Genomic DNA, 16,095 nt, shown 5'->3' on the forward strand with positions numbered 1-16,095 from the left:
GACCGGAATACCCGTCCAGCGCGCCACGATGTCGGCCACGTCGTCGGGCCCCACGTCCTCGCGCAGCAGGCGGTTTTCCTTGCCGTCGCTCACGGCGGCGGCCTTTTCCTCGGTTTCCTTCAGCTTCTTCTCAAGCTCGGGGAGCGTGGCATACTTGAGCTGCGAAGCCTTGGCAAGGTCGTAGGAGCGTTCCGCCTCCTCAATCTGATGGCGGGTCTGCTCTATCTTTTCCTTGAGGCCGCGCACGCCTTCAATGGCGCTCTTTTCCGCTTCCCAGCGGGTACGCAGGGTTGCCTGCGTGCCGCGCAGATCGGCAAGTTCGCTTTCCAGCTTCTGGAGCCGTTCGCGGGAGGCATCGTCGGTTTCCCGACGCAGGGCCTCGCGCTCTATCTCAAGCTGCATGACCTTGCGGTTGATCTCATCCAGTTCCGAAGGCAGGGAATCTATTTCCGTACGGATCATGGCCGCCGCTTCATCAATGATGTCGATGGCCTTATCCGGCAGCTGCCTGTCGGAAATGTAGCGCTGCGAAAGAATCACCGACTCCACGATGGCGGAGTCGCTGATGCGCACGCCGTGATGCACCTCAAAGCGTTCCTTGAGGCCGCGCAGGATGGAAATGGCGTCCTCGGTATTGGGCTCCTCCACAAGCACGGGCTGGAAACGGCGTTCCAGAGCCGGATCCTTTTCAATGTACTTGCGGTATTCATCAATGGTGGTCGCACCTATGCAGTGCAGCTCGCCTCTGGCCAGCATGGGCTTGAGCAGGTTGCTCGCGTCCATGGCGCCGTCGGTCTTGCCCGCACCCACAATGGTATGCAGCTCATCAATGAACAGGATGATGCGCCCCTCGGCCTTCTGCACTTCGTTCAGCACGGCCTTCAGGCGTTCCTCGAACTCGCCGCGGTACTTCGCGCCTGCAATGAGCGCGCCCATATCCAGGGCGATGAGCTTCTTGTTCCTGAGCCCCTCGGGCACGTCGCCCTTCACGATACGGTGGGCCAGACCTTCCACAATGGCCGTCTTGCCCACGCCCGCCTCACCGATGAGCACGGGGTTGTTCTTGGTACGACGGGACAGAATGCGGATGGTACGGCGGATTTCCTGATCCCTGCCGATGACGGGGTCGAGCTTGCCCTTGCCCGCATCCTCCACAAGGTCGCGTCCGTACTTGGAAAGCGCCTCATAGGTATCTTCGGGGCTGGCGGAGGTCACCCGCTGGCCGCCGCGCACTTCGGCGGTGGCACGCAGGAACTTCTCCTGATCCATACCGTTCCTGCGGCAGATATCGCCCATGGCTCCGCCCGCATCCACAAGCTGCGCGAAGATGTGCTCCACGCTGATGTATTCATCCTTCAGGCGGCGGGCCAGCTCTTCCGACTGGGCCAGAGCGCGGGCCAGGCGCTGGGTAATGCGTATGGTCTGCTGCTCCACGCCGGAGCCGGTGACGGAGGGCTTTTTGTCCAGCGCCTGTTCCAGCTCCGCAGCCACCACTTCGGGCCTTACGCCCATGCGGCTCACGATGCCGGGAACAAGGCCGTCCTTCTGCCTGAGAAGGGCGAGCGCCAGGTGCTCGACGTCCACTTCCTGATGATTACGCACGAGGGCAAGATTCTGAGCTTCGCCCAGAGCTTCCTGCGCCTTCATGGTCAGTTTGTTCATATCCATAACATATCCTCCCTGCGGAGCGGCGGCGGCATGTTCTGCCGTTCACAGCCCGCACTTCAGAAATCGGCGCAGTAACGCCTGCGCCGTGCGAAAATCAGAATCATGATGAAATCCGGGAACCTCCCGGAACGGGGCCTTGCGGCCGAAGCTACCTTCTTTCCAGTTCACGCAGGCGCGTTTCCAGGCTTGCGATGCGGTCCAGAAGGTCGACAATGATGGTACCCGCCACGCAGGGCATCTCGAAGTCCTCGCAAAGGCGCGTCAGTTTTCTGGTACGGTACACGTCGGAACGGCGGAACAATACGGCATGGGTCGCACGGCCAGCCGGTTCCAGCCAGCCAAGCTCCATGAGTTCCCTGACACGTTCCTCGGGCGTGCCCGTCTGTTCCAGAAATTCGGCCCAGGCGATCAGCGCCGAGGCTGCGGGAGAGCACGCGGTTATCGTTTCAATCGCCATATCCCACCTCGAATATCACTCTCAGAGCCTACTTCCGCCCGGCAAGAGCCTTCCACAGTTTCAGCTGCTCTTCGTTCAGGTCATCCGGTTTCGGAACACTGATGGCGATATTCACATATTCATCGCCACGGCCCGAAGCCGGGCCAAGGCCGCGCCCGCGTATGCGGAGCTTGCGCCCGCTGGAGGAACCGGCGGGAATGTTCATTTCCACCTCGCCGTCCAGCGTAGGCACGCGCTTCTTCGCGCCGAACACGGCTTCCCAGGGCTGCAGGGTCACGTCGCAGGTAACATCCAGCCCGTCCACCCGGAACACGGGGTGCTTTGCGTAGCGCACGGTGAGGTACAGATCTCCGGCGGGGTCGCCGGGGTTGCCCTTGCCGCGCAGGCGGAGCTTGCCGCCGTCGCGTATGCCGGCGGGGATGGTGATCTGAAGGTTGCTCGAAGAGCCGCCGCTCGACAGCGTCACCTGTTTGGTGCCGCCTCTGCGCGCATCTTCGAGGGAAATCTCGATTTCAGCCTCCACGTCGGAACCGCGACGGGAACGCCTGCCGTAACTGCCGCCGAACGAAGAAAAGGGATCGCTCTCCGCCCGTCCGCCGAAGCCGCCGCGCCCCATCTGACCGAACAGCGCCTCGAAGAAGTCGCTGTTCATGCCGCTGAAGCCGCCCTGCGTTCCGTTGAAATTGAAGTTGAAGTTCTCAAAGCCGGGGCCGCCGGTGAACTGCTGGCCGTCCTTCCAGTTGGGGCCGAGCTGATCATACATGCGGCGCTTTTCGTCGTCCTTGAGCACCTCGTAGGCTTCATTGATGTCCTTGAACTTTTCCTCGGCGCTCTTGTCGCCGGGGTTCAGGTCGGGATGATACTTGCGGGCGAGCTTCTTATACGCCTTGGCGATCTCTTCTTTGGATGCCGAGCGCTCAACGCCCAGCAACTTGTAATAATCCTTGTAAGCCACACCCATATCATGTTCTCCTGTGATGCATACTGGTGCTGCATCGACATTGAAATAAGCATGCCCTTCCGGCAGTCAAGGGGGAATCGTTCCTGATTTCAGCAGGAAAACAAAAACTTCCCCCGCCCCTCTTTCCGGCCCGGGCGCTTCCTCCAAAGTCCGTGCGGCATGGCTCCTTAAAAAAGGACACGTTTTTTCCCGGGGAAACAATGATAAAAAAACGGAGCATACCGCGGGCGGAAACATTCCCTGCCTGTGGCATGCTCCGGGCTTTTTCATACAAAAGGCCCGGCCGTGCGTCATCTGCGCACGGCCGGGCCGAAGGAAAGTCTTGAAAAAAGGCTAGCCGCTGCTCATCACCGTTCTCACCAGCACATGCTGGCCGGGATAAAGCGGGGTGTCGGGCGTCAGCAGCGTATCGCCGCAGGCGACAATGGCCGTCCCCTGACGGAGGCCCAGCGTCCGGAGCAGAATGCCCACGTTCTTGGCCTTGACGCGGGGCACGTCCACCTCGGTCTCTTCCGGCTGACACAGCACATGCACCACCTTTGCGGGCCAGGGCTCTCCCTCCGCAGGGCGCACTCCGTCGAGCAGCGCGGCGCGGCCCCCGGCCGTCATGAGCTCAGGATCGCGGTAGGGGCAGCGGCCCGGGCAGCGCGTTTCGGCACAGCGGCCGAAGGGTTGGGGCTTGATGTCCAGCATGCCGGGCCTACTTCACGGTAAGGACCACAAAGCCCTTCTTGCCGTACTTGAGGGTATATTCGCCGGCGGGCAGCGCGGTGAGGCCGTCGGTCAGCTTTTCGCCGTTCACCTTGAGGGAACCGGCCGCAATCTTGCGCTTGGCCTCGCCGCGGGAAGGCACAAGGCCGGTGGCGGCAAGAATGGCCACGGGCGAGCAGTCGTCTTCCGCAGAGTTCACGCTCCAGGTGATGGCGTCTTCAGGAATGCCGCCCTTTCTGAACACGTTGTTGAAGCCCTCGCGCGCGGCCGCAGCGGCTTCCTCGCCGTGGTAGCGGGCCACGATTTCCATGGCAAGCTCTTCCTTCACCAGCTTGGGATGGAGGGAACCGGCCTGCACGCGGGCCTTCATGTCGGCAATTTCCTCCAGCGACTTCACGGAAATGAGCTCGTACCAGTTCCACATGAGGTCGTCGGAAATGGACATGGCCTTGCCGAACTGATCGGAAGGCGATTCCATCACGCCTATGTAGTTGCCGTAGGACTTGGACATCTTGCGCTCGCCGTCCAGCCCCACCAGCAGAGGCATGGTCAGCGCGCACTGAGCCTCCATGCCGTAGTGACTCTGAAGGGTGCGGCCCATGAGCAGGTTGAAAATCTGGTCGGTGCCGCCCATTTCCACATCGGTATGCAGCATGACGGAGTCATAGGCCTGAAGCAGAGGATACATGAATTCATGGATGGCGATGGGCGAGTTTTCGCGGTAGCGCTTGGCGAAATCGTCGCGTTCCATCATGCGCGCCACGGTGCAGCTGGACATGAGGCGCAGAAATTCGGCGGGGGTGAGCTTGTCGCCCCATTCGGAGTTGAAGCCCACGGTGGTCTTTTCCGGATCAAGAATCTTGAAGACCTGTTCCTTGTAGGTCTCGGCATTGGTCTTCACTTCCTCCTCGGTGAGCGGAGGACGGGTCTTGGACTTGCCCGAAGGGTCGCCGATGCGGCCGGTGAAATCGCCGATGAGGAAGGTGACGTTGTGCCCGAGTTCCTGGAACTGGCGCATCTTATGGATGACCACGGTATGTCCGAGGTGCAGGTCGGGGGCGGTGGGGTCGAAACCGACCTTGATGTTCAAGGGCTTGTCGCGGGCCAGTTTCTTGCGGAGGTCTTCCTCGCTCACAAGGTCCACAATGCCGCGACGTATGATCTTCACCTGTTCGTCAATGGTCATCACTGTATTGCTCCTGCCGGTAGCGGCGCTGAATGATAGATGTTATGCCCCGCCGGACGGAGCCGGGTCGCGGGCAGGCAGGCATTGTCGCAGGCTTGGGCGGCTCTGTCAACGGCGCGTGCCGCCCTTTCCCTCACCGCCCGCCGAAGGGACCGAACGTGTCGTTTTTCCCGTAAAAATTTTTCGCAGGCTCTTGACAGAGCGGCCGAACCTATTAAAACTAAGTCATATTTCTCAGGGCGGGGTGAAAGTCCCCACCGGCGGTGATCCGGCTTCTGCCGGAAGCCCGCGGGCGGCGCTTCATGGGAAGAGCCGCAGATCCGGTGAAATTCCGGGGCCGACGGTAACAGTCCGGACGAAAGAGAAAGGATCGCAGGCCTCCCTTCCGGGGGCGTTCCCCCTCTGCTCTCTCCCAGTGCCTTATGCCGCCCTGATGCCGGATATTCTCCCAAAGGAGTTTGTCATGCGTCAGCTCTCCATTCTTGAATCCTTCGGTTCTCCCCGCGAACGTGTGGAACGCGCCATCGCTTCCCTCAAGGCCGGCAACGGCGTGCTCATCGTGGACGATGAAGACCGCGAAAACGAAGGCGACCTCATCTACGCCGCCGAAACCCTCACGCCCGCGCAGATGGCCCTGCTCATCCGCGAATGCAGCGGCATTGTGTGCCTGTGCCTCACCGACGAAAAGGCCAACGCCCTCGATCTGCCCCCCATGGTGCAGAACAATACCAACAAGAACCACACCGCCTTCACCGTGACCATCGAGGCCGCCAGCGGCGTGACCACCGGCGTTTCCGCCGCCGACAGAGTGACCACCGTGAAGGCCGCCATCGCCCCGGATGCGAAGCCCGAAGACCTGCACCGTCCCGGCCATGTCTTCCCCCTGCGTGCGAAACCCAACGGTGTTCTTGAACGCCGTGGCCATACGGAAGTGACGGTGGACCTGTGCCGCATGGCGGGCTTTGCCCCCGCCGGCGTGCTCTGCGAACTTACGCTGGAAAACGGCACCATGGCCCGCCTGCCGGAAGTTGCCGAATTCGCCCGCGCCCACAACATGCCTCTCGCCACGGTGGATGACGTGGCCCAGTACCGCATGGCCATGGAAGGCAGGAACTGATCCCGACCATACAAAAGGCCCCGCTTCTCAGGAAGCGGGGCCTTTTTTCATGCCTGAACATCAGGAAAGCTCTGCCCGCGGAGGCCTTCCATGGTTCCACCCTGCGGGCCTCCTGAGAACCATGACAAGCGCGGCCGCCCTGCCCGGGTGTTATACGTTTCCCGGGCACCATGCCCTTTCTGCAGGAAAGCCGGCGACCTGCCCTTTTACCGCTCCTTCATGCGGCCCGCCGCACCGTCCAGCGCGGCGCACAGAACCATGAAGAAGCGCCCCCTGCGGGAACGGAACGTGCGCCAGGAAAAAGGAAGCATCAGCAGCATGAAGGGAAGTGCAAAGGGGTGCGCACGCCTGAGCAGATAAAAACGCGCCCGGATGAAGTTCATGTCGTCGCGGGGGGTGAGTTCCGGATCGTCGGTAACGCTCAGAAACGGCGTCAGTCCGGCGGTGGAACAGTCCATGCGCCGCACAAGGGCCCCCGGCGCCCAGTTCAGCGCGTATCCGGCCTTTCTGGCGCGCAGGCCGTATTCCACATCTTCATAGAAGCCGCTGAAACGCTCGTCGAAAAGCCCTATGTCCTCGACCATGGCCCGGGTGATGAGGCAGGAGGCGTCGGACACATAGTCCAGCTTTGCCGCAATATCCTTTCTGTCGGAAAGGCCGTGGCGCTCCAGCCCCTTGTCCAGGGGAATCTGATCCCCGGTCCAGCGGCTCCAGCGCCCTCCGGCGGCGCATTCCAGCACGTCGGAATCCTTGACGAGCTGCGTGGAACCCACCATGCCTATGGGCAGCTTGAGATCGTCGTCCTCCAGATGACGCAGAAGCGCCGCCAGGGCAAAGGATTCCGGCCGCGCGTCGTTGCGCAGGAGCCAGAAGGCATGGCAGTCCCTGTCGTACAGAAGAAAACGCATGCCCGCGTTCATGGCGCCGCCTATGCTCTCGGGATCTTCACTGCGCAGAAGCACCAGAGGGGCGGGAGAGGAGTCGGAGCCGTACACTTCCACCGGGGCGGAAAGCCCCGCCTTTTCGGCAAGAGCGCTCCATCCTTCCAGAATGCGGTCGGCCACTTCATTCTCAGAACCGTTGTCGCACACCACGATGCGGCGCGGCAGGCCGCTTTGCGCATGTACGCATTCAAGACAGGCCAGCGTATTTTTCCAGTCATTGTACGTCAGAATGATGACGCCGACTTCCGTATGTTCCATGATGCGCTCCTCTCAGATAACAGCCGGGCGCTTCTCCGCTCCGGGAAAGCACGGGAACGCCCGTAACAAAGACAGGGCACCCCGGCCAAGACATCTCATTTCCAGATATGGCCCGCAGGCCCCTTTTCCGTCAAGGCCGGACGGCCTTTCCCTCCCCGACATACCGCTTGCGGATGAAGTCCGCCACCTGCCGCTCCTCCGGGCTGAGTCCCCCGCTTTCCATGGAAATAAGGTAATGGCACGAAGGCATGAGGTGCACCCCTTCCACGGGAAGCGCCCGGATGAGCCCGTTGGTGATGTACCAGCTGTAGGCGGACATTTTGTGCAGAAAACAGCCGGCCGCCTTGTTCTGCGCCACCATCTGCATGATGTTTTCCCTGCTGTTGACATAAAGATACTGCTTTATCCCTATGACATCGAACACTTTTTTCTGAAAGAGCTGATTGCGCTTCAGCACCTGGTTGGAATAGGTGGCCAGAGAGAGCGAGGCGCAGTCCTCCATGCTCAGGCATGCTTTCGAAGCCAGCGGATGGCTCGTGGACAGAAAAACATAGTACTCATCCTCCATGAGCGGTTCGCTGTTGAAGCCCATGTCGCGGTACTGGGCGATGAGCTTTTCCGCCTCCCCTTCCGAAAAGGCGGTGACACCGATATGCGCCGTCCCCTGCTGAAGAAACGAATAAAGATCATAGACCGTGGCTTCATGCAGCACGATGTCCACCCGGGGAAGCTCGCTCCTGATGCGGGAAAAGACATGCTCCGAAAGATAATTGCAGGCCGAGGGAATGGCCACCACGGGAACAAGCACGGGGGCACCCTTTCCTGTACCGGCCGCCTTCCAGGAAGCCATCTTCGCCGCAAGCTCTCCCAAGAGGCTCTTGCAGTCCTCATAGATATGGAGTCCCCAGGACGTGGGCACACAGCCCCTGCGGCTGCGCACCAGAAGCTGCAGCCCGAGTTCCTCTTCCAGCGCACGGATGGAATTGGTCAGCGCGGGCTGCGTGATATTGAGCTTCTGCGCCGCCTTGTTGAACGAATGCGCTTCCACCACATGAACGAAATACTGGAGCTGCTCCAAACGCATGACCACCTCGGCCGGAACGGTTATAAAAAATGTTATAACCAAGCTATAAAAAAAAGAAAATATACTCAAGGGGCACTCTCCTGTATGCAGATATCATGAACGGAGTACCCGCCTCACGGGCTCCGTATCCGATTCCAACAGGAGAAGCCGTCATGAAACAGTCTTCAGCCCCGGACAGCAGGCATATCCTGCACGTCGTCATCTTCTTCCTTCTCACGTTCGGCACGGGATTTCTGCCGCCCCTCGGCATCACGCCCATGGGCATGAACATACTCGGCGTCTTTCTGGGCATGCTCTACGGGTGGACGTTCATCGGCTTCGCCTGGCCCAGCATGCTCTGCCTGGTCGCCCTCGGATTCACGGGCTATGCCGATCCGGGCAAGATCATAGGTTCCGCCTTCAGTCACCCCGCGGTGCTGTTCACCATCTTCGTGCTGGCCTTCACCACCTACTGCGATAAAAGCGGCATCAACGACATCATGGCCAAATGGTGCCTGAGCCGCCGTGTCTTCGCCGGACATCCGTGGGTGTTCACCGCAGGAGTGCTGGTGGGCACGCTCATCATCGGCTTCCTCGTGGACGGCGTCCCCGCGGCCTTCCTCATTGCGGGCATACTCTACTCCATGTTCCACGACATCGGCATGGAGAAAGGGGAAGACTATCCCGCCTACCTTCTGGCGGGCGTCTACATGGCGGGCGTGCTGTCTTTTGCCTGCAAGCCCTGGGCCGGTCAGAACCTCATGGGCATCAGCGCCCTCTCCGACGTTTCCGGGGGCAGCGCCGTCATCAGCAACATCACGGTCATCGCCATTGCCATGCCGGTGTGCATCGCTACCCTTCTGCTCTACACCCTCGTCATCCGCTTTGTGTTCCGGCCCGACATCTCCCGCCTCGCCAACCTTACCCGGGACTATCTCGACACTCTTGAAGCACAGATTCATGCAGGACGCGAACAGCGCATCGCCGCCACCGCCCTTGTGATTTTCCTGCTTCTCATGTTCCTGCCCAACGTGCTTCCCGCCGGCTCCGCCATCGCAGTCTTCTTCGGCAAGTTCAACATGGTGGTGGCCATGGTGGCCATTCTCGGTGTGCTCTCCTTCCTGCGCGTGGAAGGCAGGCCCGTCTTCGACTTCCACACCTGCTCCTCGGGAATCAACTGGAACGTCATCTGGATGCTCGCCGCCTCCATTCCCGTTTCCGCAGCTCTGAGCTGCGACGGCGCGGGCCTGAGTAAGGCGCTTGGCGACATTCTCCACAGTTTCGCCGCAGGAGGCAACATCCTCCTGTTCCTGACCGGCTTCATGATCTTCATCAACATCATGACGCAGTTCACCCATAACGTGACCATCGTGCTCATCGCCGTTCCGCTGATATGGAATCTCAGCCAGAGCGCAGGACTCAACCCCGTGGGCTTCTCCATTCTCATGTTCCTTGCCGCAGGCGCGGCGTACGCCACTCCCGCCGCCTCCACCGTGGGCGCACTCTCCTTTGCCAACGGGGAATGGGTGGGCATAGCCCGCGCCTTCCGGGCCGGCATCTGCGGCTGCATCACGGCCATCATCTGCATGATCGGGCTCGGGCTTCCCCTGGTCTCGGTCTTCGTGGGGCTCTAGCTTCTCTCTTCCGCCTGCTTTGTCATGCGCCCGCCGCAACGAAGAAGCGGATACCCGGCACATCAGCGCCGTTTTTCCCTCTGCAAACCATAAAGGAGTTTTCATGATCATAGATTTCAGAGTCCGCGCCCCGTTCGAGGCCTACAGGGACAGTTTCTTCACCGGGGCCTGCCTTGAGCACCTGAACAGCGAAAGCATGCTCCGCGTGGATGCGCCCGTTTCGCCTTCCGCACTTCAGTACTCCATGCCCCTGCTCCTCAGTGAAGCCGATGAAGCGGGCATCGACAAGATGGTCGTTCCCGTGCGCAAGGCCACGGACGGACGCAACGAAGACCTTGAAGCGCTCATCGCGCAATACCCGGACAGACTCATCGGTCTTGCCGGCATCGACGTGCAGGACATGGAAAAGGCCCTTGCGGAAACGGAACGCTTCGTGGTGAACGGAACCTGCACCGGCATCGTCATGGAACCGGGACAGGACAAGACGCCCTGGTTCGTCAACGCCGCCTGGGCCTTCCCGCTCTACGACTACTGCCAGGAAAAAGATATTCCCGTGGTGTTCACCTTCGGCGGCATCATGACCCGTTCCCTGCGCTATTATGCCCCGGAACTCATCGACGATGTGGCCGCCGCCTTCCCCCGCCTGAACATCGCCCTCATGCACGGCGGCTGGCCCTATGTGACGGAAGTGTGCCAGATTGCGCTGAACCGCCGCAACGTCTACCTCGCCCCGGATTTCTACATGCTCCGTTCCCCGGGCATGGCCGATTACGCCATGGCCGCAAACTACCTGCTGCGCGAACGGATCATCTTCTCCTCCGCCTACCCCATCATGCCGCTCAAGGGTGCGAAGGAAGGCTACCTCAGCCAGCTGCGCGAAGAGGTGCGTCCCCTTGTCATGGGCGAAAACGCCGCACGTTTTCTGAACATATAACCGTATTTCGAGGATGTCATGAATACCGCCGTCTTTACCTGGATGAAATGGCTCGTCACCATTCTGCTTCCCCTCGGAATACAGCTCATTCCGGCAAGTGAAACCTTCCCCGCTCCCATGAGGGAATTTCTGGTCTCCACCATATTCGTCATTCTGCTTGCGGCCTTCGAGCTTCTGCCCAACATGCTGGTGGGCCTTCTGCTCCCCGTGGCCTATGTCATCACCGGAACGGTTCCCACCGCCACGGCTCTGGGTATCTGGTCCGGCAACTTCATGATGTTCATGATCGTGGGCGGCATGATCTTCGCCAATGCGCTGGACGAAAGCGGCCTTCTCAACCGCATCGTGCTCTGGGCGGGAACCAAATGTCAGGGCAGCCTGCTCAAGCTTCTCATGGCGCTCATGGTGGCAGGGCTCCTCGTCATGCTGGTTTCCTTCACCAACGGCTGGATGGTCACCATCGTTCTCTGTTACGGCGTGGTCAAGGCGCTGAAACTGGAACACACCAGTGAGGGCATACTCATCATGGTCGTGGCCCAGATCGTTTCCACCGCTGCGCTCAACTTCATTTACAGCCCCGTCACCGTGGGACTGTGGGGCGGCGGCGTGCAGATGGTCGTCAAGGACTTCTCCATGAGCTGGTGGACGCTCACCGTCTACAACCTGCCGCTCATCGTCATACAGTTCATCATTGTCTATGTCCTTTACAAAATCTACAAGCCCTCTCCCTTCCTCAAGGGCGGCGCGCAGTATTTTGAAGAGGAATATGCCAGACTCGGCAGGCTGACGGCAAAGGAAAAAAAAGCCATCGTCCTTACCGTCCTGCTTTTTGCCTACATCATCGCCCAGCCCTGGCACAAGCTCGACATGAACTACGGCTTCATCATCATCCCCATGCTGTTCTTCCTGCCCGGCATTGAGGTGGCGACCAGGAAAAAATCCCTCGACACCGTCAACTTCGGCTTCATCGTCTTCATCGCCTCGTGCATGAGCATAGGCGGCGTGGGCGCGGCCGTGGGCATAGGACCGGCCATCAGCAAATCCATCACTCCCATGCTGACGGGCTGCCCCATCCCCGTGTTCCTGTTCCTGTGCATCATTTTCGGCATCATCATGAACATACTCATGACGCCCTCGGCCATGCAGGGCATGTTCCCCGGCCCCCTCGCCGCACTGGGAACAGGACTCGGCATCTCCTACCCTCTGCTGCCCTTCATGGCCACGTTCTTTGCCAACGACATGGTGTTCTTCCCCTATGAAAACGCCTACCTGCTGGTTCTGTTCGGCTTCGGCGTCATGTCCATGCGGGACTTCATGAAGTACAACCTTATTAAAATGGGGCTTACCCTGGCCCTGTTCTGGGTGCTCGTGCTGCCGTTCTGGTACGCCATGGGCCTCATCTGATCCCCTGCCGGGAGCGCCCGCACTTCCCCCTGCCTGCAGGCGCTCCCTTTTCCGATCTTTCCACCTTCTCCAAGGAGTATGTGATGAAAATTATCGATGTACGTCTGCGTCCTCCGTTCGCGCCCTATCTGGGCAAGGGCAACATGTTTGACATGGAAGAGGAAAATCCCTTCGCTCTCAAGAAATTCTATAAGAATTTCGGCATGAACCTCTCCGACTCCATGCGTGAAGCCTCCATGGAAAAACTCTTCGAGGAAATGGACAGGGCCGGAGACATGACGGGTGTGGTATCCATACGCAAAAACGCCCGGGGCTATGAGAATGAGGAACTCGTCAAACTGCTCGAAACCTGGCCCGGACGCTTTCTGGGAGCCTGCGGCATACACCCCGACAGCAGCCCCGAAACCATGGCCACGCTCCAGAAATACATTCTGGACGGCCCCTGCATCACGGCCTTCATGGAACCGGGCTTTCACGGTGTGATGATCGACGACGAAAAGCTCTTCCCCACCTATGAATTCTGCGAAAGCCACAACATTCCCCTGCTCATCTCCTTCGGCGGCTTCCACGGCCCCACGGATGAATTCTGCAGGCCCATCCATGCGGGCAACGTGGCTTCGGCCTTCCCCCGGCTGAAAATGGCCCTCTGCCATGCCTGCTGGCCCTGGGTGGAAGCTTCGGTCTGGCTGGCCTTCCGCCATCCCAACGTCTACCTTTCCCCCGACATCTACGCCCTGCACGCCGCGGGCGCCCAGTCGTACATCGAAGCCGCAAACTACATGCTGCGCGACAAGATCCTTTACGGTTCCGCCTATCCCTGCGTGGATGTGGAAAGCTCCGTGGCCATGTACCTTGAAAAACTGCGTCCTGAAGTGGTGGAAAACATCATGTACAAGAACGCCGAGCGCTTCTTCGGCCTGAACTGATGCCGGCCGTGAAAAAGGCCTGAATACTCCCAAAAAGCAGGGTCACCCCCTCCGGCACAGGCCGGAACGGACCTGCCGCCCGCATAGAAAAACGCCCGCTGCCATGTGGCAACGGGCGTTTTTTTACGGATGAGGAAACGCGCTATCAGAGAAGATGGGCGCGCAGGTCGGCCGCATCACGGGGAGAAAGCAGCGCAGGGGCGATGTCGAACACGGTCTTTGCGCCCGTTTCACCCTTCTGAGCCAGACGGTAGGCGGCGCGGGCATAGGCCGCCAGCACGCTGGAGGTAAACTCGGGGTTGGAACCAAGCTTCAGGGAATATTCAATAACATGCTTGGTTTCGCCGTTCACGCCGGTGTTGCCGGTACGGATGACGAAGCCGCCGTGAGGAATGCCCTTGTGGTCGCGGTCCAGTTCTTCCTGAGTAATGAAGGTCACCGTGGTGTCGTACTCGTCGAAATAGTTGGGCATGGTCTTGATCTCATGCTCAATGGCGGCCTTGTCCGCACCTTCGGCGGCCACCACATAGCATTCACGGGTATGCTTCTGACGGGTGGTCAGTTCGGGATTGCTGCCGCTGCGCACGGCTTCCATGGCGGCGGGAACCGGCACGGTGTACTGGCGGGCGTCCAGAACGCCCTTCACACGGCGGATGGCATCGGAATGCCCCTGACTCACGCCGCGGCCCCAGAAGGTGTAGTCATGCCCGTTGGGCAGAATGCAGTTGGCGTACAGACGGTTCAGAGAGAACATGCCGGGGTCCCAGCCCACGGAAATGATACCCACGGTACCGGCCTTGTGCGCAGCCTCGTCCACATCGGCAAAGTGGGCGGGAATGTTGGCATGGGTGTCGAAGCTGTCCACCACGTTGAACATGGCGGCCAGAGCGGGCGTCTGCTTGGGAAGATCGGTGGCGCTGCCGCCGCAGAGAATCATGACGTCGATTTTGCCCTGCCATGCGGCCACGTCGGCCAGAGGACATACGGGAACGCCCTGGGTAAGGATCTTCACCGTGGACGGGTCGCGGCGGGAAAACACCGCCACCAGTTCCTGATCGGGATTGGCCGCAACGGCCAGTTCAACGCCACGGCCGAGGTTGCCGTAGCCCACAATACCGATTCTGATCTTGGACATGAAAAAATACTCCATGATGAAGTTGTCGTTGACTTTTTCAGAAAGATACGAAATTGGCCCGGAAAGTCAAGAAAAATGACATTTTTGGAAAGATAGCTTCCAGGTTTTATTTTTTCTGTTATTTGTATTACATTTTTGTAAATATACTGGTATTCTCGCCACTCACGCATGTCTGCCTTTTATGATTTCCGCAGAAAAACGGCCGACAGCCGATTTTTTCTTCTCGAAACAACCTCACCGGCAGGCAGCGGCCCGTTCTGCGCATGAATTACATGCTGAAGAACCTTTCCTGAGCGTAAGCTGAAAAGCGCAGGCCGGACAACGAGGCGAAAAACATCCCTGTTTTCTGAAGGGCGCCTTTCCTGTGCCCTCCACGCATGGCACGGGCGGGAAGACGAAGCCACGCAGAAACGGTATGTTCTGAAAACGGAGGAAGCGCACCCGTAACCGGCCCCGGACATCATCCGGCAAAACGTCCTGCCGGAAAGAGCTTCTCCCGGAGGCCCGAACAGGCCTGCACATCTGAAGAACCTGCACCCGGAACCTTCCCGGCCGGAAAAAACGGCTCGCTACAGGGCACTGCCTGCGGCAGGGATGCGGAACCTTGCCACATCCACCCCTTCCCGCTGCAGCAGCAGAATTTTTCGTTCAAGCCCACCGGCATATCCGGTAAGGCTGCCCCCAGTACCCACAACCCGGTGGCAGGGAATGATGATGGAAACGGGATTATGCCCCACCGCGCCGCCCACGGCCCGCGGCGAACAGGCTTTTCCCTCATCCTGCTCCGAAAGCCGGGCCGCTATATTCCCATAGGTTGTCACTTCTCCGTAAGGAATATCACAGAGTGCCTTCCATACCTTAAGACGAAACGCACTGCCCTCCGGCGCCAGAGGAAGTTCCGACGGGGAAGGACGCTCTCCGGCAAAATACCGTTCCAGCCAGGCATGAGCCAGCGCCAGAACGGGAGTTTCCCTGTGGCACGTCGGCTTTCCCTTCAAGGTGGCTGCAAAATATTTCTGCCCCTCCAGCCAGAGGCCGACAATATGTTCTTCGTCACCGGCAAGCGTCAGCTCTCCCAGAGGAGAGGGGCAGGACATGGTATAATACATGACAGGCTCCTTCTTTCCCGCAACATGGCACAAGTTCTCCCGGGAGACCAGCCCCGGACAGGGAAACGGAAAACGCACATCTTTTAAAGAGAGATCGTCGTTTCCGCGGGCGTCGTGTGTTCTCCCCCTCTCAAAGCAGGAAAACTGCGTTACCCGACGCACAGGCAGGAAAAAGCACCTTCGCTCAGAGATCATGAAGGACAGAAGAAAGTCTGTTCCAGCCGGTCCCTATGGAACACTCCTGCACGCCCCATGCCTGGCGTTGAGAACGCTTTTTCCTTCCCCTCATCATCCACAACAGCATCCCCATGATTCGCCGAATGCGGGCCGCTGCACCACGTTTTTCCTGCTCCACGCGGAGGCGATTTTCCCGGCCTTTCGCATCACGCCTCCGGCAGGGGGAGCGCCGAAGTCCGGCAGAATGCTCCAGAAGAAATATTCAAATCCCGGGGGAAACTCCGCCCAGGCAGGAAATAGGCCTTCACCGGCAGATAGGGCTGAAAAAGGCGGCGGGAAACTCCGCCCAGGCAGGAAATAGGCAGGCCGTATCCTCCGGCAGAAAGTTTCACCCCGCAGGAAAGCCCCCAG

At 59.7% G+C, this 16,095-nt stretch carries 14 protein-coding genes and 1 riboswitch; of the genes, 5 read left to right on the forward strand and 9 right to left on the reverse strand.

All coding sequences use genetic code 11. The features are described 5' to 3' along the window. From Q0K07_RS10830 to tyrS, 5 genes are all read right to left on the reverse strand, one after another. Positions 1 to 1,668, reverse strand: a 1,668-nt coding sequence (locus Q0K07_RS10830) for a Clp protease N-terminal domain-containing protein (protein WP_294559159.1), incomplete at its 3' end; no start/stop codon positions are given. A gap of 148 nt (positions 1,669 to 1,816) precedes the next feature. Beyond that, the gene (locus Q0K07_RS10835) at positions 1,817 to 2,125 is read right to left on the reverse strand and encodes a chaperone modulator CbpM (RefSeq protein WP_294559161.1); all 309 of its coding nucleotides are present in this window, start codon (positions 2,123 to 2,125) and stop codon (positions 1,817 to 1,819) included. Positions 2,126 to 2,153: 28 nt separating this feature from the next. Beyond that, positions 2,154 to 3,086: a J domain-containing protein gene (locus tag Q0K07_RS10840; protein ID WP_294559163.1), complete on the reverse strand. Its 933-nt coding sequence runs from the start codon at positions 3,084 to 3,086 to the stop codon at positions 2,154 to 2,156. Between the two features lie 333 nt (positions 3,087 to 3,419). Further along, positions 3,420 to 3,779 (reverse strand): hypothetical protein, encoded by a 360-nt coding sequence (locus tag Q0K07_RS10845; RefSeq protein ID WP_294559165.1) that lies wholly within the window; start codon positions 3,777 to 3,779, stop codon positions 3,420 to 3,422. A 7-nt stretch (positions 3,780 to 3,786) separates the two neighbouring features. Beyond that, a complete protein-coding gene (tyrS, locus tag Q0K07_RS10850) occupies positions 3,787 to 4,986 on the reverse strand; it encodes a tyrosine--tRNA ligase (RefSeq protein ID WP_294559167.1) in 1,200 nt (399 codons plus the stop codon). 223 nt (positions 4,987 to 5,209) lie between these two features. Then, positions 5,210 to 5,354, forward strand: a riboswitch (FMN riboswitch). 92 nt (positions 5,355 to 5,446) lie between these two features. On the opposite strand from tyrS, the gene ribB reads away from it, so the two are divergent. Next, on the forward strand, positions 5,447 to 6,100 hold the full coding sequence (ribB, locus tag Q0K07_RS10855; protein WP_294559169.1) for a 3,4-dihydroxy-2-butanone-4-phosphate synthase: 654 nt from the start codon (positions 5,447 to 5,449) through the stop codon (positions 6,098 to 6,100). 206 nt (positions 6,101 to 6,306) lie between these two features. Here the strand turns inward: ribB and Q0K07_RS10860 are convergent, their stop codons facing one another. Together Q0K07_RS10860 and Q0K07_RS10865 are read right to left on the reverse strand one after the other, a co-directional pair. Further along, positions 6,307 to 7,302: a glycosyltransferase family 2 protein gene (locus tag Q0K07_RS10860; protein ID WP_294559171.1), complete on the reverse strand. Its 996-nt coding sequence runs from the start codon at positions 7,300 to 7,302 to the stop codon at positions 6,307 to 6,309. Between the two features lie 130 nt (positions 7,303 to 7,432). Then, complete coding sequence (locus Q0K07_RS10865; protein WP_294559173.1) at positions 7,433 to 8,386, reverse strand: LysR family transcriptional regulator; 954 nt, start codon at positions 8,384 to 8,386, stop codon at positions 7,433 to 7,435. Positions 8,387 to 8,538: 152 nt separating this feature from the next. Here Q0K07_RS10865 and Q0K07_RS10870 point away from each other — a divergent pair, with 152 nt between their 5' ends. From Q0K07_RS10870 to Q0K07_RS10885, 4 genes are all read left to right on the forward strand, one after another. Next, positions 8,539 to 9,999: an SLC13 family permease gene (locus tag Q0K07_RS10870; protein WP_294559175.1), complete on the forward strand. Its 1,461-nt coding sequence runs from the start codon at positions 8,539 to 8,541 to the stop codon at positions 9,997 to 9,999. 103 nt (positions 10,000 to 10,102) lie between these two features. Then, positions 10,103 to 10,933, forward strand: coding sequence for an amidohydrolase family protein (locus Q0K07_RS10875; protein WP_294559177.1), 831 nt, complete (start codon positions 10,103 to 10,105; stop codon positions 10,931 to 10,933). A gap of 18 nt (positions 10,934 to 10,951) precedes the next feature. Then, entirely contained in the window at positions 10,952 to 12,337 is a 1,386-nt protein-coding gene (locus tag Q0K07_RS10880; RefSeq protein ID WP_294559180.1) for an SLC13 family permease, read from the forward strand. Positions 12,338 to 12,420: 83 nt separating this feature from the next. Beyond that, on the forward strand, positions 12,421 to 13,263 hold the full coding sequence (locus tag Q0K07_RS10885; protein WP_294559181.1) for an amidohydrolase family protein: 843 nt from the start codon (positions 12,421 to 12,423) through the stop codon (positions 13,261 to 13,263). A gap of 145 nt (positions 13,264 to 13,408) precedes the next feature. Here the strand turns inward: Q0K07_RS10885 and Q0K07_RS10890 are convergent, their stop codons facing one another. Both Q0K07_RS10890 and Q0K07_RS10895 read right to left on the reverse strand, forming a co-directional pair. Further along, entirely contained in the window at positions 13,409 to 14,398 is a 990-nt protein-coding gene (locus tag Q0K07_RS10890; protein ID WP_294559183.1) for a diaminopimelate dehydrogenase, read from the reverse strand. Between the two features lie 569 nt (positions 14,399 to 14,967). After that, complete coding sequence (locus Q0K07_RS10895; RefSeq protein WP_294559185.1) at positions 14,968 to 15,507, reverse strand: methylated-DNA--[protein]-cysteine S-methyltransferase; 540 nt, start codon at positions 15,505 to 15,507, stop codon at positions 14,968 to 14,970. Positions 15,508 to 16,095 lie beyond the last annotated feature (588 nt).

The sequence above is a fragment of the uncultured Mailhella sp. genome (genome assembly GCF_944324615.1).
In the GTDB taxonomy this organism is placed as follows: Bacteria; Desulfobacterota; Desulfovibrionia; order Desulfovibrionales; family Desulfovibrionaceae; genus Mailhella.

Bases quoted from the DNA above. Each gene is read 5' to 3' on its own strand.
- Q0K07_RS10890 (WP_294559183.1), bottom strand. From the start codon at position 14,398: ATGTCCAAGATCAGAATCGGTATTGTGGGCTACGGCAACCTCGGCCGT.
- Q0K07_RS10835 (WP_294559161.1), bottom strand. From the start codon at position 2,125: ATGGCGATTGAAACGATAACCGCGTGCTCTCCCGCAGCCTCGGCGCTG.
- Q0K07_RS10865 (WP_294559173.1), bottom strand. From the start codon at position 8,386: ATGCGTTTGGAGCAGCTCCAGTATTTCGTTCATGTGGTGGAAGCGCAT.
- Q0K07_RS10895 (WP_294559185.1), bottom strand. From the start codon at position 15,507: ATGTATTATACCATGTCCTGCCCCTCTCCTCTGGGAGAGCTGACGCTT.
- Q0K07_RS10880 (WP_294559180.1), top strand. From the start codon at position 10,952: ATGAATACCGCCGTCTTTACCTGGATGAAATGGCTCGTCACCATTCTG.
- ribB (WP_294559169.1), top strand. From the start codon at position 5,447: ATGCGTCAGCTCTCCATTCTTGAATCCTTCGGTTCTCCCCGCGAACGT.
- Q0K07_RS10885 (WP_294559181.1), top strand. From the start codon at position 12,421: ATGAAAATTATCGATGTACGTCTGCGTCCTCCGTTCGCGCCCTATCTG.
- Q0K07_RS10870 (WP_294559175.1), top strand. From the start codon at position 8,539: ATGAAACAGTCTTCAGCCCCGGACAGCAGGCATATCCTGCACGTCGTC.
- Q0K07_RS10845 (WP_294559165.1), bottom strand. From the start codon at position 3,779: ATGCTGGACATCAAGCCCCAACCCTTCGGCCGCTGTGCCGAAACGCGC.
- Q0K07_RS10840 (WP_294559163.1), bottom strand. From the start codon at position 3,086: ATGGGTGTGGCTTACAAGGATTATTACAAGTTGCTGGGCGTTGAGCGC.
- Q0K07_RS10875 (WP_294559177.1), top strand. From the start codon at position 10,103: ATGATCATAGATTTCAGAGTCCGCGCCCCGTTCGAGGCCTACAGGGAC.
- Q0K07_RS10860 (WP_294559171.1), bottom strand. From the start codon at position 7,302: ATGGAACATACGGAAGTCGGCGTCATCATTCTGACGTACAATGACTGG.